This window comes from Flavobacterium gilvum (assembly GCF_001761465.1).
GTDB classification, from domain to species: domain Bacteria; phylum Bacteroidota; class Bacteroidia; order Flavobacteriales; family Flavobacteriaceae; genus Flavobacterium; species Flavobacterium gilvum.
In genome coordinates, this window is sequence record NZ_CP017479.1 from 2,502,740 (window position 1) to 2,519,082 (window position 16,343).

Sequence of the window (16,343 nt, forward strand, 5' to 3'; positions counted from 1 at the left end):
AAATATTTGAGCTAATTCAAAAAGCTCAAAAATATTTTTTGGAAATAACTTTTTCCTATTTTTAACATTACATAGTTATGATTGACAAAGACGACCTATTAAACAACAAGGATTTCTATAAATCCTTCAAGAATGCAGAAGATTTAACCTCATTCTTTCAAACAATGCACAAACGAGCGGTTGAACACATGCTCGATGCCGAACTTGATGCTCATTTAGACAACGAAAAGCACGACAAAACCAGTAATGGTAATTATCGCAACGGGCACGGGACTAAAAAAATAAAGACCTCTTTTGGTGAGCAACAAATCAAAGTTCCCCGTGACAGAGACTCTTCTTTTAATCCTATGCTAGTTCCCAAAAGAGAAAACATAGCCCAAGGCATTGAAAATGTGATTATCTCACTTTATGCCAAAGGAATGAGTGTAAGTGATATTGAAGAACAAATCAAAGAAGTATATGATTTTGAAGTATCCTCTTCAACTATATCTCGCATTACCAATACAATTAGCAACGAAGTCGTTACTTGGCAAAACAGACCCTTGGAAGACCTTTATTTGATTGTTTGGATGGACGGTATTGTTTTTAAAGTCAGGGAAGGCTCCAAAGTCATCAATAAAACCATTTATTTGGCTGTAGGTCTAAATAGAGAAGGTAAAAAAGAAGTTTTGGGAATGTGGTTAGGTAAAACCGAAAGTAGTAGCTTCTGGATGAGTGTTTTGACTGATTTAAAAGCACGAGGCGTTGAAGATATACTTATTACAGCTACCGATAATTTAAACGGATTTACCCAAACAATCAGAAGTGTTTTTCCTGAATCTCAAACACAAATCTGCGTGGTTCATCAAATTAGAAATGCATGTAAATACGTCGTTTGGAAGGACAGAAAACAGTTCACTGCCGACATGAAACATATTTATAATGCTCCAACTAAACAAGCCGCAGGACTGGCTTTATACGATTTTGCCGATAAATGGGAAGCTAAATATTCTTATGCAATCAAATCCTGGCGAGATAACTGGGACGAACTGACCGTGTTTTTTGACTTCCCAATCGAAATCAGAAAAATTATTTACACAACTAATTTAATTGAAAATCTAAATGGTAAAATCCGAAAATACACTAAAAACAAAATGTCTTTTCCAACAGATGATGCTGTATTAAAATCAGTATTTTTGGCTCTTAGAGAGGCAACCAAAAAATGGTCAATGCCTATTCAAAATTGGGGAATTGTTTTAAACCAATTTACCCTTATATTTGAAAAAAGGCTCAGATTATAAAATCCAAGCCTTAACTTTTCAACTTACACACTTTATGGGATAGTGTCATAAAAAAAGGCTATCGTAATTGATAGCTTTTTTTGGTTTAGACGGTATATCTATTTAGATTTAGAGAACTCTACTTATATTTTTTACCCTCCCATTTCAGTATTTCATCACAGTCCAAAACCAAGTCATTAACATTATTGGTTTTAGAATTAATTATTCCTATTCTTTTTGGAGATGAAGTTCCTTCGTACCAATTGCCGTTTCCAAAATTAATTTTCCATTCAGATATTCGCCCCCATCTTGCCCAATACTTACAAGTAAATTTATCTTTTTTTCCATCTCCATCTAAATCATAAAAAAGAAATAATTCTTTATCCTCTTTACCTTCAAAATCGCTTGCCTTTATTTCCGTAATTGCATCCAGTTTTTTATCTGTAACAACATTTATTAATTCAAAGTCATAATTCTTAAATTGATATGTTTCAATTTTATCATTACACATTTCTGTATTTCCCGCACCTTCATTAACGGTTTGTATAATGAATTTGAATCCTTCAGGTGATGGTAAAATATCAATACCATCCCAGTCATATCCTACTGTTTTAGATTTTTTAAATGATGTACCGTTGTAACTAAAAATTTGATAACTATTGCCACAACAATTTCCACCACATCCATTTATTATTTCTAATAAGACATCTTCAAAACCATCTTTATCGAAATCCTTTATTTTCATAATTTCGAAACAAAGACCAACTTTCTTGTTTATCAAAGTAAATGTCTTTTTGTTAATAATTGCTTTTAATTCTTGATTTTCATATGAATTTTTGTTTGTCAGATAATATTGTATTTTATTTTGAGCATTAGATTCTTCTGTTAAGGTGTCTATTGTTTCAGTTGTTACATTTTCGTCATCTACTACTTCAGTATTATTAGTTATTGACTCTGTAATCCTTTCCTTAGCTAATTTAGCTCTTTCTTTATATTGAAATCCTCTAACTACAACAAAGAGCAGACCAAGTATCCAGAGCACTTTAACTATGTTTTTCATTTTTATTTAATTTTGTATTGATACTTTATCTAATATTATTGTTCTATGTTAGATTTTGGATTATTGAATAAAATATTTCTGTTAAAGAAAAAAAATAAGATATTTTTTTTATGGCTTTTAATTATTTTTTACAGCATGTTTATTAATTTTCAATAAATCATAAATCATATTTTTTATATAAATTGTTTAGACGTTTTTCACTTTCACTTTTATATTCTTGATTAAAAACAATTTGTTTGTTTAACATTTTTTGACAAAATTCTATTTTTTCTTTTATGTTAATTGAAGGGGATAATATTTCTTCCAATTTCATTTTTTTGTCATAGTCATACATTTCTTCTGTGTAATATTCCTCATCGTAATCTACTTCTGAAACATACTCAATATCAAATTTTTTAATTTGATGTTTCATTTTAGTCTTCATAAATTCAATTGAGTGTTCCAAAATATTTTTCATTGAAACAAGAGAGGAGGTAGGGTGTTCAGGTAATTGTTTGTCTTCAAACACCATAATGTAATTTTCTATATTATCAAACGCTTCGGGATTTACAAATTCTAAATCATATTCATTAGATTCTTCAAAATCTTGTTCTAATTCAGATTCAAAATCACAATATGCGGGAGTTGCAAAAATGTATATCAAAAACTCTTCGGAAATGGTTTTAATAAGTAACTGAAAGCGTAAATGTTGTTGATTGGTACAAACCCTTCTTGGATATCCGTGACTATCATATTCATATCTTATAGGTCTGAAAAATTCAATTTTTTTTATCATTTTTTTCTTTTTTATATAAGTCGTTTTTCTTTATGCTAGCCACCAACTTGAATATCTGTGTGACTGTGTGACAAAAACACAAAGCCATCCATTTCAGGGTAGATATATGTAATTGGAATACATAATATTTATTTTCAAATATATTCTTTTTTCATTATAAATCATCAAAGGGGCTTTTAATTTGTTGTTAGGTGGTTCGGCTATTTATATGTTTTGATTAATCTATCATTTAATTAAAAAAACATCCTCTAGAATATCATTATTTATACATATACACCGCAATTAGCATAAAGTGATACTGATATATCAAATAGAAATTTTAATGTCTATGAGGATAGATTTAAAAATCAAATCATTAATAAATGACCTCCCCACCCCCTTATTTTGTAGAGGGCTACCCCCGCCTAAAAAATCAAAATAATAACCAGAATTTATGTAAACTTTCTTATTTAATCGATAAAAAAAATATAGACACTTATTATAGGGAGTATCATATAAAAATTCAATTTTTAGAAAACCCTACTAGCACGTATCGACTAACACCACCACCATTAAGAATCCCTTGTTATGCTAATAAAATCAGGGGTTAGCTTTATTTAATATTAATGCTTTAGTTATTAGTTGGTTGTGATGTGGTGTTTTGTAACTATTTGATAATATTGCTGTTGTGAAATGACTAATTATAAGATAGCTACATTGTTTGCTAAATGTAGCCATAGGTTTTGTTTTAAATGCTTTTCACGCAAAGATAACTTGGATTTTTACATTGACAAAGTTCGAGGCGTAAGCTTTAAGAGATTGACCACAGATTAAACGGATTCCCACAGATTTTTTAAACATAAATGCATATAAAAATGAACCATTAAGATATTAAGTTTCATTAAGAAGATTGCGACTTAATTTTCTTACTATCTTAATGGTTTAAAAAATTATGCGTCAAGGAGTTTTTGAATGTCAAATTTGGTCATTTGCATGAATGCTTCAACTACTTTTGGCGCTTTTTCGGGATTGGCCATAAGTTCGCCCAAAATTCTTGGTACAATTTGCCATGAAACACCAAATTTATCATCGAGCCAACCACATTTGTTATGGACGCCACCTTCTCCTAATTTGTCCCAATAATAGTCAATTTCGTCTTGTGTTTCGCATTCAACGACATAGGAATTGGCTGGGGAAAATTTAAACATCGGACCTCCATTCATGCTCATAAATCGGGTTCCGTTCAATTCGAAGATAACGACAAATGAATTCTCGAAAGTGATTTTTGAGTTTTTGAAAATGGAGCAATAGTGCTCGGCTGCTGCTTTGGCTTGTCCGTCAAACCACAAGCAAGGGTAAATATCATTTGCCATTAGGATGTTTTTTTTAGTGAAAGATTCCTTCAGTTTTTTGATTTAGGGTAACTAAGATAAGGAAAATAAGTAGTTAAATTGTTGTAGTATAGTTTATTGTTTTTTTTTAAGTCGTGAAAAATTGGATAGAATTTAACAGCAAGGTTCGCAAAGGAAACGCAAAGTTCACAAAGCTTTGCGTTCATTGCGTAATTCATTGCGAACGTTGCGGTAAAAAAAAAAATTATTAAAAAGCAAAATGTTTCTCTTTAGCCCCGATTGCAGTGGAAATCCTTTTTATTTTTTCTTTAAAAATAAAAAGATTGCAACGAAAAGCGGGAACTATCTTTCCTGAAAAAGCCAATGTTTCTGCTCCAAAAAAGGAAAGATGGAAATGTAACCTAAATTGTGAATATCTATTTTGTGAAATGTGGATTTTTTTTTCTTTAAAATCTATCTTTGGCATCCTTAAAAAAGTAAAAAGATGAGTACAATTTGGTTTGAATGTAAAGTAAAATATAGAAAAACGGATGAAACCGGAGGACAAAAGGTTGTTACAGAGCCTTATTTGGTTGATGCGATGTCCTACACGGAGGCAGAAAGCAGAATCAATGAAGAGATGTCGGCTTATATTAATGAGGAATTTAAAATCACGAATATAAAAGTGGCCAATTTTGCTGAGATTCATCCTTTTGAGAATGCCGATCGTTGGTTTAAATCAAAGGTTTCTTTGATGGCTTATGATGAAGAGAGTGGGAAGGAAAGAAAGTCGAATATGTATTTGTTGGTACAGGGCAATGATGTTAGAGAGGCTTTTGACAACACGGTTCATGTTATGAAAAATACGATGGGGGAATATACGATTCCTGCAATTTCTGAATCTCCTATTATGGATGTTTTTCCTTATTTTAGTGGAGATGAAGAGGAGTCTGAAAAATTTGAAAGATTCAATGTATTGAAAGCTTCCAAACCAGTAATTGCTGAGGTTGAGGATACGATGGAATTTGATCCAGCTTATTTGGAGGAAAATAACTAAATGACTGATTGCCTTTTATTTTATGCCACAGATTAGACGGATTTTCACAGATTAATCTTTTGAATCCCTTTAATCTGTGGCATTTAAATAAAATTATTTCAGGAAATTTGTTTGAGGATTTCCCTTTCGGAATGGCGTACTAAGGCTTTAAATTTTTCATACCATTCTTTCCAATTTGCTGCGCCCATATCTTTGGCGAGTTCTTTTTCAAAATCGGCAAGTGTGGCATAAGATGATTCGAAAATCAGTCGGTAACTTTCACCGGTAAAGTCGGTCAAAACCCGGTTTCCGGTTGTTTGTGGCATCAATCCGCCCTTCATGGCTTCATCAATCAAAACTTTGGCATCTTTATAACGGCCAAATTGCAGATAAAAAATTTCACGAACGATATACATGAGTTAAAAATTAGGAGTTAAACAAAATGGTTTTTCTCCTATAAAGTTATGAATTAATACGATTATTTTGTATTTAATGAATTGAAAAACAAATGGTTGTGTTGTTTTTTTTTGAAATTGAGATTTTATTCTTTCGTGCTTTCTTTCATTTTTTTTAGCCAAAGTGAAAGCGTCCATATTACTGTGATTCCAAAAATGATAAGTACCGGAACGTAATAATCTTTAATAAAATCGTGGAAGTATGACCCAACGAAAAGATAGAAGGAAGCCACACAAAGTTTGAATGGAATAAATTCGGTGTTTGACCAGCTCATTTTGGTTTGAAAAAAGTTCATGATAGTGGGGTTTTTGAATTAATAATATAAAAAAAGCAAAATCGGTTAAATTTTGCTTTTTTCTAAAGTGAATCATTTGCAATTATTTTAGTATAACAATTGTACCAACGGATTTGCTACTGCGGCAGCCGATTTTGGCAATAATGCGGTAAGTGCCGTAAATTGTTCCTTGCTGATTGTGTTTTTCATTTTAGTAAGGAAAGATTGTCTGTTGGTAGTCATTTTGGCAGTATATCCCGCTTTATCGGTTGTCAATGTAGGTAAAATATTTTTCTTTTTGTTAAGCGTTTCGTTTACCAATGCTGTCACAGCCGGGATTTGAGCTTGGGATAATTTTAATTTTGGGCCTAATAACGCCATTACTTCATTTGCTATAGTTGCTACATTAAAGGATTTTGCGACTGTATTTGCTGCATTTGCTGCACTTGTTGCAGTATTGGCGGCTTTTGTTATGTCTCCGATGCTTTGTGCATTGGAAAATGAAAAGGTTCCCAGTAGAACAGCTGTAATCAATAGTTTCTTTTTCATAATGTAGTTGTTTATAAAGTTGTTTATAATCATAAAGTTAGAAAAAAAAGTCTGCACAACAACTGAATATTTGTTTTAATTCTTTAAAAATGTGAGTTTTAGGGTTGTTTGTGTTTTTTTATTTTTTATTTATTTCAAAACTTCGATTTTGAATCCCGCTTTTTGGACGGTATTTATGATTTCGCTTTGCAAAATTCCATTGGAAATTACCAATAGTATTTTGTCTTTATTGGTTGTATCTACGCTCCATTTTTCAATGCCTTTTGCATTATCCAGAAACGGACTTACTTTTTCCACACAGCCACCGCAGTTGATGTTTGTTTTGAAAATAAAAGTTTCTTTGTTGTTCATTGTTTTAGGGTTTAATTGTTTAATTGATTGTATCGAAGTTGTATTTAATTGCTAAGGACTAATTACTAAGAACTTTTAATCTAAGGCTGTTGCTTACCACACTTACACTGCTCATAGCCATTGCTAATCCGGCGAGCATCGGATTTAGTAGAAAACCGTTGATGGGATACAAAATTCCCGCCGCTATCGGAATGCCGATGACATTATAAAACAACGCCCAAAAGAGGTTTTGTTTGATAGTTGCAACAGTTTGTTTAGATAGTTTTATGGCCTCTGGAATTTTGCTGAGGTCAGACGAGATAATTGTCATTTTGGCGACATCCATTGCAATGTCGCTTCCTTTTCCCATTGCAATACTTATATCGGCTTGCGCCAATGCAGTACTGTCGTTGATTCCGTCGCCAACCATGGCTACAATTTTTCCTTCGCTTTGTAATTGCTTTATAAATTCTGCTTTTTGTTCCGGTAAGACTTCGGCTTTGTAGTTGGTAATTCCTGTTTTTTGGGCAATGTTTGCCGCAGTAGCTTCATTATCGCCGGTTAGCATATAAACTTCAATTCCGGAATCCTGCAATTGTTTAATGGCCATAATAGCAGTTTCTTTGATTTTATCGGCTATGGCAATTACTGCAAAGGCTTGTTTATCATCAGAAAACCAGATGACCGTTTTTGATTCGGAATTCCAATTATTCGCTTTTTCAACGAGTTTTTCCGATAGAGTTATGTTCTTTTCGAGTAACAGTTTTTTGTTTCCAACCAAATAATTTTCACCAGCTATCGTTGCCGTAATTCCTTTTCCGGTGATGCTTTCAAAATGATCCAAGACAATGTTGTTATTTTCATCAAAATGTTTGATTACGGCTTCCGCCAAAGGATGTTCGGATTGTTTTTCGATGGCAGTCAAAATTTGTTTTAACGTTTGATTTTCTTCGATCCAAAGCGAATCGGTCACAACCGGTTTACCTTCAGTGATTGTTCCAGTTTTGTCGAGAACCACGGCATTCACGTTTTTGGTGATTTCCAGACTTATTGCATCTTTAATCAAAATTCCTTTTTCGGCACCTTTACCAATACCAACCATAATCGCGGTGGGGGTTGCCAATCCCAAAGCGCATGGACAAGCAATCACCAAAACGGTGGCAAAAGCAATCAATCCTTGAGAAAATCCGTTTTCGCCTCCCAAAATAAACCACGTAATAAAAGCAATAATGGCAATTACAATCACGATTGGGACAAAAATCCCCGCTATTTTGTCAACTAGTTTTTGCACAGGAGCTTTGCTTCCCTGCGCTTCCTGAACCATCTTGATGATGTTTGCCAACATCGTTTCCGAACCTACTTTTTCGGCTCGGAATTGAAAGCTTCCTTTTTGGTTGATTGTTCCGGCAAAAACTTTTTCGTTTTCTTTTTTTAGAAGTGGTACAGGTTCGCCGCTCAGCATACTTTCGTCTACATAAGAGTTTCCTTTGGTTACAACTCCGTCCACGGCAATTTGTTCTCCGGGTTTTACAAGAATAATGTCGCCGTGTTTTACTTTGTCAATAGAAGTTGTAGTTTGTTGTTCATCGGCAGTAATAATTGTGACTGTTTTGGGCTGTAATCCCATCAGTTTTTTGATGGCTGTCGAGGTGTTTCCTTTTGCTTTTTCTTCTAATAATCTACCCAATAAAATAAAAGTGATGATTACCGCTGCAGCTTCAAAATAGACATGTGCATGCAATCCTCTATCATGCCAAAAATGCGGAAACAAAGTATTGAATACACTAAAAATATACGCAACTCCCGTTCCCAAAGCCACCAGTGTATCCATATTTGCGGAGCGGTGTTTGGCTTGTTTCCAAGCGTTGATAAAGAAATTTTTGCCAAACCAAACAATAACCGGTGTCGATAGAATCCACATTATTTGATTGGCGTATGGAATATCCATAAAAAACATTCCAATAATAACAACCGGAATCGTGAGCAATCCTGCCCAAACCGTTTTTAGTTTCAGTTCACTGAATTTTTTTTCGTGTATTTCTTCCAATGTTTCAGACTCATTCTTGTCTTCGTCGATGAGCAAATCATAGCCCGCCATTTGAACCGCATTTTTGATTTCGGACACTGTAATCATGTTCGGTAAATATTCCAGGGCTACAGTTGCTGTTGCAAAATTGACCGATGCGCTGACGATTCCGGGTTGGTTTTGTATCGCTGTTTCGGCACCAATTGCACACGAAGCACAACTCATATCCAGAACTGGAATTGTTTTCTTAACTGTTGTCACGCCATAACCCAAATCCCGAATTGCAAGAATGGCATCTGTCAAAGTTTCGGGTTTTGAAACCGTAATCACGGTTCTATTATTATTGAGTTCGACTTTATGAGAAATGATATTCTTTAATTTCTCCAAACCTTTATCGACTATAAGCGCGCAATGTTCGCTCTCGACATTTTCCAGCGGAATATAAAATGTGTTATTAGGAGAATTCATCTTTGGATTGTTTTAATTTACAATACAAAGTTCTGCAGTTAATTTCTAAATTAGTTACAGCTTTTTGTAAAAGAGTTACATGACTTTGGTGTTTTAATCCCAAATTACGTATGGGACACAGATGACACAGATTAAACGGATTACTTCGTCTGTTCGCTTCACTCGGGTCATACGGATTTTTAATTGTTTTAAAGAATAAAATCTGCGATAATCTGCATTAGTCAGCGTAAAAAAAAATCAATTTATACTTCATCCAACGGTTTTCGTCCTCCCAAACGTAAGTTTTTGAAATGGCTTGGCGATAGCCCTGTCACCTTTTTAAACTGATTGCTTAGGTGAGCCACACTCGAGTAATTGAGTTGGAACGCAATTTCGCCCAAAGAGAGTTCATTGTAAGCCAATAATTCTTTTACCCTTTCAATTTTTTGGGCAATAAAATATTTTTCGATAGTTGTGCCTTCAATTTCAGAGAAGATATTGGAAAGGTAAAAATAGTCGTGATACACGTTTTGACTCAAATAATCGGATAGAGTAATTTTTAAGTCATTATTTTTTTCGTGGATTAATTCGATGATTAAAGATTTTATTTTTTCGATGTACCGACTTTTTTTGTCATCAATTAATTCAAAACCCAAATCGTTGAGAACAACTTCTAATTGCTCTTTTTGCTGCGTGTCCAAATCATTATCGATGGTTACTTCGCCCAATTCGACATGTAAAGGATTTATTCCGAGTTTTTCCAATTCGGCTTTAACAACCATTTTGCAGCGATTGCAAACCATATTTTTGATATAAAGAATCATTTTTTAATGAATAGTGATTAGTGAATAGTAATTAGTGATTTGCAGCATTGAGTAGTTAGTGTTAAATTAGGTTGCATTTAGGTAGAAGTCCATTTGATAACTGATTGCTTTTTTTCTGAACACTGAATACTATTTCTAATAATACAACCTGAAATCAAGCATTTTGCATAGTGCATAATGTTTTTGATGCAATTCTTCTACAATTTCGATGAGATCGTCATATTCTTGGCACAAACTAAAAAAAGCTTTATCAATAGAATTACTGCTTAAAGTACTTTTTTCTAAACCATATCCAGAAATAGCACGAGCGCCAGTTATATCCAGAAAATATTGGGCTTCTTCCTCACTTAAATCCAGTATTTTGGCATTCGAAAAATGCAATATTTTCCCTTTCATTTTCCCTTCAAAAAGTTCGGCTATTTCTTCCAGGCTGTAATAATAATTGTTAAGGCAAATGTTGTTTTTTTTGCCTGGCATAACCAGATAGATTATTTCGTAATCCTTAAAATTGTGATCGTCATAGAGAAGTGCATTCAAGCTATCTTCAAGGCCTTCGATAGTATCACAAGTTTTGTATATGCTCGCAATACCCTGTTCAAACGCCAGTCGCTCGAGATTTTTTACCACTTCGGTAATGGCGTGAGTTTCTACATCGGGAACTGCTTCGAGGCAGAAAATAAATTGGTCGTTATCCATGAAATTGTGGTATAACAGTTGGCATTAATTCATACTTGGGGATTCCGGAATTTTAACTTTTATCTTTTTTCTTTTGGCGATTAGCAAATATAAAGCAGCCGCACCCAAAACAACCAACAGTGCGGTTTGAAGTTCGCCCCAAGTTGTATTCTCCCTATGAATGGAATTTGAATGATCCAGTTTTATTTTTCCTTCATTAATCTGGATTCGAGATAGCAGTTTGAGTGTTTTAATTGCCTGATCGCTGGACTGCGTTACTTGTGGCCAATTAAAGTTTTTTGAATTGATTTCGATAGTCGTGGAAGAAGCCAAAAATGAGACAAAGAAATTTTTTTCCTTTGGAGTCAAAGATGTTTTCAGATATAATTTATCAATTGTGTGAATATGATTTACCAAAGTTGCAATTGCAGCTTTTTTTTGGGCATCATTAAGACTATTTTGAATTGCCAATGCTTTTATATTATGCAGATCATTGGCATATTGAAAGATATAATCTGTGACTATCAGCCGGTCATTGAATAGGGTATTAATATCTTCGTTTGCTTTTTTTGAATTCTGCAGTCTGTAAAAATTGCTTAATAAAATAATAATCATAACAATTAGAAAAACAATTGCAGCTTTTGTCTTATTAGTGGTGCTATTTTGTTGTTTCATCTTGATGGATTTTGATACTGCAAGATAAGAAACTATTTTAAGGGAATTGTAGTTCCTCGTTCTATCAGACTTGTTTTTATGACTTTGGTCGTGAATTCTAATTCCGATTTACTTTCCAAGCGATCTACGAGCATTTTTGTTGCTATTTCCCCAATATATTTGCCGTGTTGGCTGATGGTTGTTATAGTGGGAGTCACATGTTGAGGTAATTTTCCATTGGTAAAACAAATAATGGACATTTCCTCGGGAATTTTATAATTCATTGATTTAATCAGTTCCAAAGATTGAATCGCCGAACTTTCTTCCAAACATAATAAACCATCTATGGCTTTGTCGGACAAGACAATTTTCATCGAAGTTTCCAAGTCTTCTTTTTTGTTTAAGCGAACGATGATTTTTTCGTTGATGGGCATTTCGTGGTCAAGAAGGGCCTGTTTGTAACCTTCAACGCGTAATTTTCCAACGCTTAAATTGTCGATAACAGAGACTAATGCAATTTTTTTGCAACCCGTTTTGATGAGGTGTTCCGTAGCGTGACGGGCACCTTCAAAGTCGTTTACAATTACTTTGTCACATTTGATTTCATCGGTAACTCTGTCGAATAACACTAGAGGTACCCCTTCGTTTATAGCCTCTTTAAAATGATTGAAGTTTTTGTTGATTTGAGTTTCTTCGGCTAAGGAAACGAGAAATCCATCTATGGTGCCGTTTTTTAATAATTCTACCGTATTTACTTCTTTGTCAAAGGATTCATTAGAAATACAGGAAATCAAATTGTAACCCAATTCGGTTGCTTTTTCTTCAATACCGACAAAAACTTCGGTAAAAAAACTATTCATGATATTGGGAATAATCACCCCCAAAGTTTTGGTTTTTTTGTTCAGTAAGCTAAGTGCTATTTTATTGGGTTTGTAGTTGTGTTTTTTTGCAAATGCCTGTATTTTTTCTTTGGTTTTAACGCTTATTTCATGGCTGTCATTCAAAGCCTTTGAAACGGTCGCAATAGTTACATTAAACTCGGCAGCAATTTTTTTTAATGTAATTCTATTGTTCATTATTATGATAGGTTTTGCGTTTTGAAGTAAAGGGCTAATTTAAGTTAATTTCCGAAATATTTTTGATTTTGAGTCTAAAATTGAAAGTATCTTGAGTTGATTTTTTTAAGTAGATTTAGTAAATTTTCGCAGAGATTCGCAAAGGAAGCACAAAGATTCGCAGAGTTTTTTTTCTCAACGAATTTTTTTCTTTGCGCATCTCTGTGAATTCTCTGTTGGGTCTGCGTAATTTTTTTTGGATAGGCAATGGATGTGAAAAAATGTCCTATTAAATAGATTTAGTAAATTTTCGCAGAGATTCGCAAAGGAAGCACAAAGATTCACAGAGTTTTTTTCTCAACGAATTTTTTTCTTTGCGCATCTCCGTGAATTCTCTGTTGGGCTCTGCGTAATTTTTTTGCATAGACAATGGATGTGAAAAATGTCCTAATTTTTATTCAAACAGAATTACATCCAAACTGTTAATTTAAAAAAGTTACTTAAACCTTTAAGTAAACGTAATAGTTGCTTTTTTTTGGAATAATAATTAAATAATATGTTGATTTTGTTGGGTTTAATGATTGTGTTTCGGAATTTTGTTTTGTGTCAATGTCAAAGATCAAAAAGTGAATGTTTTGACAAATTTTATCCAAATTATCAAGAATAATATAATTTTAGCCTATTAAATTTTAAAAGTAAACAATGTATTATATAGGATATGATATCGGAAGTTCATCGGTCAAAGTCGCTTTGGTTGATGCCGCCACGGGAGAAAAAATTATAGCCTTGCACGAACCAGCCGATGAAATGGAAATAATTGCTTTTCATAAAGATTGGGCAGAGCAGGATCCAGAAGTTTGGTGGGAATACGTTTGCACCGCCACTAAGCGCGCAATCAAAGAAGCCAATATTGATGCTTCTAAAATTTCGGGTATCGGAATTTCGTATCAAATGCATGGTTTGGTCGTGGTTGACAAAGAAGGTACCGCTTTGCGGAATGCCATAATTTGGTGTGACAGTAGAGCAGTTGCTATTGGTGACAAAGCTTTTGAGGAAATTGGAGCCGAAAAATGTGCTACTCATTTATTGAATTCTCCGGGGAATTTCACTGCTTCCAAATTGAAATGGGTAAAAGACAATGAACCCGAAATTTATAAAAACATCTATAAATATATGTTGCCGGGTGATTTCATTGCCTTTAAACTTACTGGCAAAATAGCATCTACCCGAAATAGTTTATCTGAAGGAATTCTTTGGGATTATAAAGAAAATAAGGTTGCTGATTTTCTATTGGATCACTACGGAATAGATCGTTCATTAACGCCTGATTTGGTGGATAATTTTACCAATCAAGGAGAATTAAATGATAAAGCATCCAAAGAAACAGGACTTCCGGTGGGGATACCTGTTGCGTATCGTGCAGGAGACCAGGCTAATAATGCATTGTCTTTGAATATTTTCAAACCAGGTGAAGTAGCTGCAACTGGCGGAACATCAGGAGTTTTGTATGCCGTTACCGATAAGTTGAAATCAAAAGAGACTTCAAGAGTAAATAGTTTTGTACATGTTAATTATACCAATGAAAATCCTATCGTTGGAAAGTTGTTGTGCATCAACGGAGCTGGAATTCAATACAGATGGCTGCGCAATCATACTGGGCTTGATTCGTATGAAAGTATGAACGCCAAAGCTAGTGAAGTTCCTGTGGGATCAGACGGATTGTTGGTAATTCCTTTTGGAAATGGAGCAGAACGTATGCTTAATAATAAGAACGTGGGAACTCACTTTTTGAATTTGAATTTAAACAAACACACTCACGGACATTTGTACAGAGCGGCATTGGAAGGAATTGCATTTTCTTTTGTTTACGGTATGGAAATCATGAAAAATGACAATACCGAAATCAAGGTAATCCGAGCTGGAAATGACAATTTATTCCGTTCCGAAATTTTTTCGAATACAGTCGCAACATTAATTGGTCACGAAATAGAAATATACAACACGACTGGTTCGGTTGGAGCGGCAAGAGCTGCCGGACTTTTGGATGGTGATTTTGATAAATTCGGTGAGAATATTACAAAAAATGACCATGTAATGACGTACAAGCCATTGAATAATGCAGCGCATTACCTCGAAGCATACAATAATTGGAAAAAAGAATTAGAAACGATATTAAAAAACAACTAAACAAAAAAGAAGATGGCAATTTTAGGAAACAAAGAATATTACAAAGGAATTGGAGAAATCAAGTTTGAAGGAAAAGAATCGGATAATCCGTTAGCATTCAAATATTATAATCCAGATCAAATCGTAGCAGGAAAAACTATGCGTGAGCATTTTAAATTTGCAGTTGCTTACTGGCATACTTTCTGCGGTCAAGGTTCTGATCCATTCGGGCCTGGAACACAAAATTTCCCTTGGGATCACCCAACTGATGCTATCGCTGCCGCAAAAGAAAAAGCAGATGCAGCATTCGAATTTATTACCAAAATGGGATTTGGTTACTACTGTTTTCACGATTATGACTTGGTTCGTGAAGGAGCTACTTTTGCAGAATCAGAAAGCAGATTGGCTACCATTACCGACTATTTGAAAGAAAAACAAGCAGCTTCTGGAGTAAAATTACTTTGGGGAACTGCAAACTGTTTCTCAAACCCACGTTATATGAATGGTGCGGCTACCAATCCAGATTTTAATGTTGTGGCTAGAGCAGGAGGGCAGGTAAAACTGGCTTTGGACGCTACGATTGCATTAGGTGGTGAAAACTATGTATTCTGGGGAGGTCGTGAAGGTTATATGACTTTGTTGAATACTGATATGGGAAGAGAATTAGACCACATGGGGCAATTTTTGGCAAAAGCCAGAGATTATGCAAGAGCGCAAGGTTTCAAAGGAAATTTCTTCATCGAGCCAAAACCAATGGAGCCATCAAAACACCAATACGATTTTGACTGTGCTACTGCAATCGGATTTTTGCATCAGTATGGCTTAGAGAAAGATTTCAAAATGAATATCGAGGTGAACCACGCTACATTGGCACAACACACTTTCCAACACGAAATGGAAGTAGCTGCAAAAGCTGGAATGTTAGGAAGCTTGGATGCTAATAGAGGTGATTATCAAAACGGATGGGATACTGACCAATTCCCAAATAATATTCAGGAAGTTACAGAAGCGATGTTGGTTTTCCTAAAAGCTGGTGGATTGCAAGGTGGTGGAGTTAACTTTGATGCCAAAATCAGAAGAAACTCAACTGATATGGAAGATGTATTCCTAGCTCACATTGGAGGTGCTGATACATTTGCAAGAGCTTTGTTGACTGCCGACAAAATCATAACTTCTTCTCCTTATGAAAAATTAAGAACACAACGTTATAGTTCTTTTGATTCTGGAAACGGAAAAGCGTTTGAAGAAGGAAAATTAGGTTTGACTGAGTTGTATAAAATTGCCCAAGAAAATGGCGAATTGAATTTGCAAAGTGGTAAACAAGAACTTTTCGAAAACATAATTAACCAATACGTTTAATCGTATTCGATGGAAATGTTTGGACTTAATTAATTTGATTTAATTAAGTTTAATGATGAAAAAAACCTTAGAAGTAAGAAATTACGAC

17 protein-coding genes are annotated in these 16,343 nt (G+C 34.2%); 4 read left to right on the top strand and 13 right to left on the bottom strand.

All coding sequences use genetic code 11. The features are described from left to right. Nucleotides 1-77 precede the first annotated feature (77 nt). Nucleotides 78-1,280: an IS256 family transposase gene (locus tag EM308_RS10555; protein WP_035639584.1), complete on the top strand. Its 1,203-nt coding sequence runs from the start codon at nucleotides 78-80 to the stop codon at nucleotides 1,278-1,280. 118 nt (nucleotides 1,281-1,398) lie between these two features. On the opposite strand, the gene EM308_RS10560 is transcribed toward EM308_RS10555, so the two are convergent. The 4 genes from EM308_RS10560 to EM308_RS10575 all read right to left on the bottom strand — a co-directional run bounded on the left by EM308_RS10560 (nucleotide 1,399) and on the right by EM308_RS10575 (nucleotide 4,891). Next, nucleotides 1,399-2,319: a hypothetical protein gene (locus EM308_RS10560; RefSeq protein ID WP_035639581.1), complete on the bottom strand. Its 921-nt coding sequence runs from the start codon at nucleotides 2,317-2,319 to the stop codon at nucleotides 1,399-1,401. A gap of 157 nt (nucleotides 2,320-2,476) precedes the next feature. Next, on the bottom strand, nucleotides 2,477-3,094 hold the full coding sequence (locus EM308_RS10565; protein WP_035636644.1) for a hypothetical protein: 618 nt from the start codon (nucleotides 3,092-3,094) through the stop codon (nucleotides 2,477-2,479). A gap of 929 nt (nucleotides 3,095-4,023) precedes the next feature. Then, complete coding sequence (locus tag EM308_RS10570) at nucleotides 4,024-4,446, bottom strand: VOC family protein (RefSeq protein WP_035636641.1); 423 nt, start codon at nucleotides 4,444-4,446, stop codon at nucleotides 4,024-4,026. A gap of 226 nt (nucleotides 4,447-4,672) precedes the next feature. Continuing rightward, nucleotides 4,673-4,891: a hypothetical protein gene (locus EM308_RS10575; protein WP_035636637.1), complete on the bottom strand. Its 219-nt coding sequence runs from the start codon at nucleotides 4,889-4,891 to the stop codon at nucleotides 4,673-4,675. An 18-nt stretch (nucleotides 4,892-4,909) separates the two neighbouring features. Here EM308_RS10575 and EM308_RS10580 point away from each other — a divergent pair, with 18 nt between their 5' ends. Then, nucleotides 4,910-5,461, top strand: a complete 552-nt coding sequence (locus EM308_RS10580) for a DUF4494 domain-containing protein (protein WP_035636634.1) — start codon at nucleotides 4,910-4,912, stop codon at nucleotides 5,459-5,461. Nucleotides 5,462-5,559: 98 nt separating this feature from the next. Here EM308_RS10580 and EM308_RS10585 read toward each other — a convergent pair whose 3' ends face one another. The 9 genes from EM308_RS10585 to EM308_RS10620 form a co-directional block, all read right to left on the bottom strand. Beyond that, nucleotides 5,560-5,856, bottom strand: a complete 297-nt coding sequence (locus EM308_RS10585) for a hypothetical protein (RefSeq protein WP_035636631.1) — start codon at nucleotides 5,854-5,856, stop codon at nucleotides 5,560-5,562. Nucleotides 5,857-5,981: 125 nt separating this feature from the next. Further along, nucleotides 5,982-6,191 carry a hypothetical protein gene (locus tag EM308_RS17885; protein WP_081907252.1) on the bottom strand — a complete coding sequence of 70 codons (210 nt, stop codon included), beginning with the start codon at nucleotides 6,189-6,191 and terminating at the stop codon, nucleotides 5,982-5,984. A gap of 87 nt (nucleotides 6,192-6,278) precedes the next feature. Beyond that, on the bottom strand, nucleotides 6,279-6,719 hold the full coding sequence (locus tag EM308_RS10590; protein ID WP_035636628.1) for a hypothetical protein: 441 nt from the start codon (nucleotides 6,717-6,719) through the stop codon (nucleotides 6,279-6,281). Nucleotides 6,720-6,848: 129 nt separating this feature from the next. After that, complete coding sequence (locus EM308_RS10595) at nucleotides 6,849-7,070, bottom strand: heavy-metal-associated domain-containing protein (RefSeq protein ID WP_035636626.1); 222 nt, start codon at nucleotides 7,068-7,070, stop codon at nucleotides 6,849-6,851. Between the two features lie 58 nt (nucleotides 7,071-7,128). Further along, the gene (locus EM308_RS10600) at nucleotides 7,129-9,543 is read right to left on the bottom strand and encodes a heavy metal translocating P-type ATPase (protein ID WP_035636624.1); all 2,415 of its coding nucleotides are present in this window, start codon (nucleotides 9,541-9,543) and stop codon (nucleotides 7,129-7,131) included. Nucleotides 9,544-9,785: 242 nt separating this feature from the next. After that, nucleotides 9,786-10,346, bottom strand: a complete 561-nt coding sequence (locus tag EM308_RS10605) for an AraC family transcriptional regulator (RefSeq protein WP_035636623.1) — start codon at nucleotides 10,344-10,346, stop codon at nucleotides 9,786-9,788. Nucleotides 10,347-10,481: 135 nt separating this feature from the next. Next, on the bottom strand, nucleotides 10,482-11,042 hold the full coding sequence (locus EM308_RS10610; protein ID WP_035636621.1) for a DUF6642 family protein: 561 nt from the start codon (nucleotides 11,040-11,042) through the stop codon (nucleotides 10,482-10,484). Nucleotides 11,043-11,066: 24 nt separating this feature from the next. Further along, on the bottom strand, nucleotides 11,067-11,696 hold the full coding sequence (locus EM308_RS10615; protein WP_035636619.1) for an MCP four helix bundle domain-containing protein: 630 nt from the start codon (nucleotides 11,694-11,696) through the stop codon (nucleotides 11,067-11,069). Nucleotides 11,697-11,728: 32 nt separating this feature from the next. After that, a complete protein-coding gene (locus EM308_RS10620) occupies nucleotides 11,729-12,751 on the bottom strand; it encodes a LacI family DNA-binding transcriptional regulator (RefSeq protein ID WP_035636617.1) in 1,023 nt (340 codons plus the stop codon). A gap of 681 nt (nucleotides 12,752-13,432) precedes the next feature. Between EM308_RS10620 and EM308_RS10625 the strand changes: the two genes are divergently transcribed. Next, a complete protein-coding gene (locus tag EM308_RS10625; RefSeq protein ID WP_035636616.1) occupies nucleotides 13,433-14,917 on the top strand; it encodes a xylulokinase in 1,485 nt (494 codons plus the stop codon). Between the two features lie 12 nt (nucleotides 14,918-14,929). Then, nucleotides 14,930-16,255, top strand: a complete 1,326-nt coding sequence (gene xylA, locus EM308_RS10630) for a xylose isomerase (RefSeq protein WP_035636614.1) — start codon at nucleotides 14,930-14,932, stop codon at nucleotides 16,253-16,255. The last annotated feature ends 88 nt before the right edge of the window (nucleotides 16,256-16,343 follow it).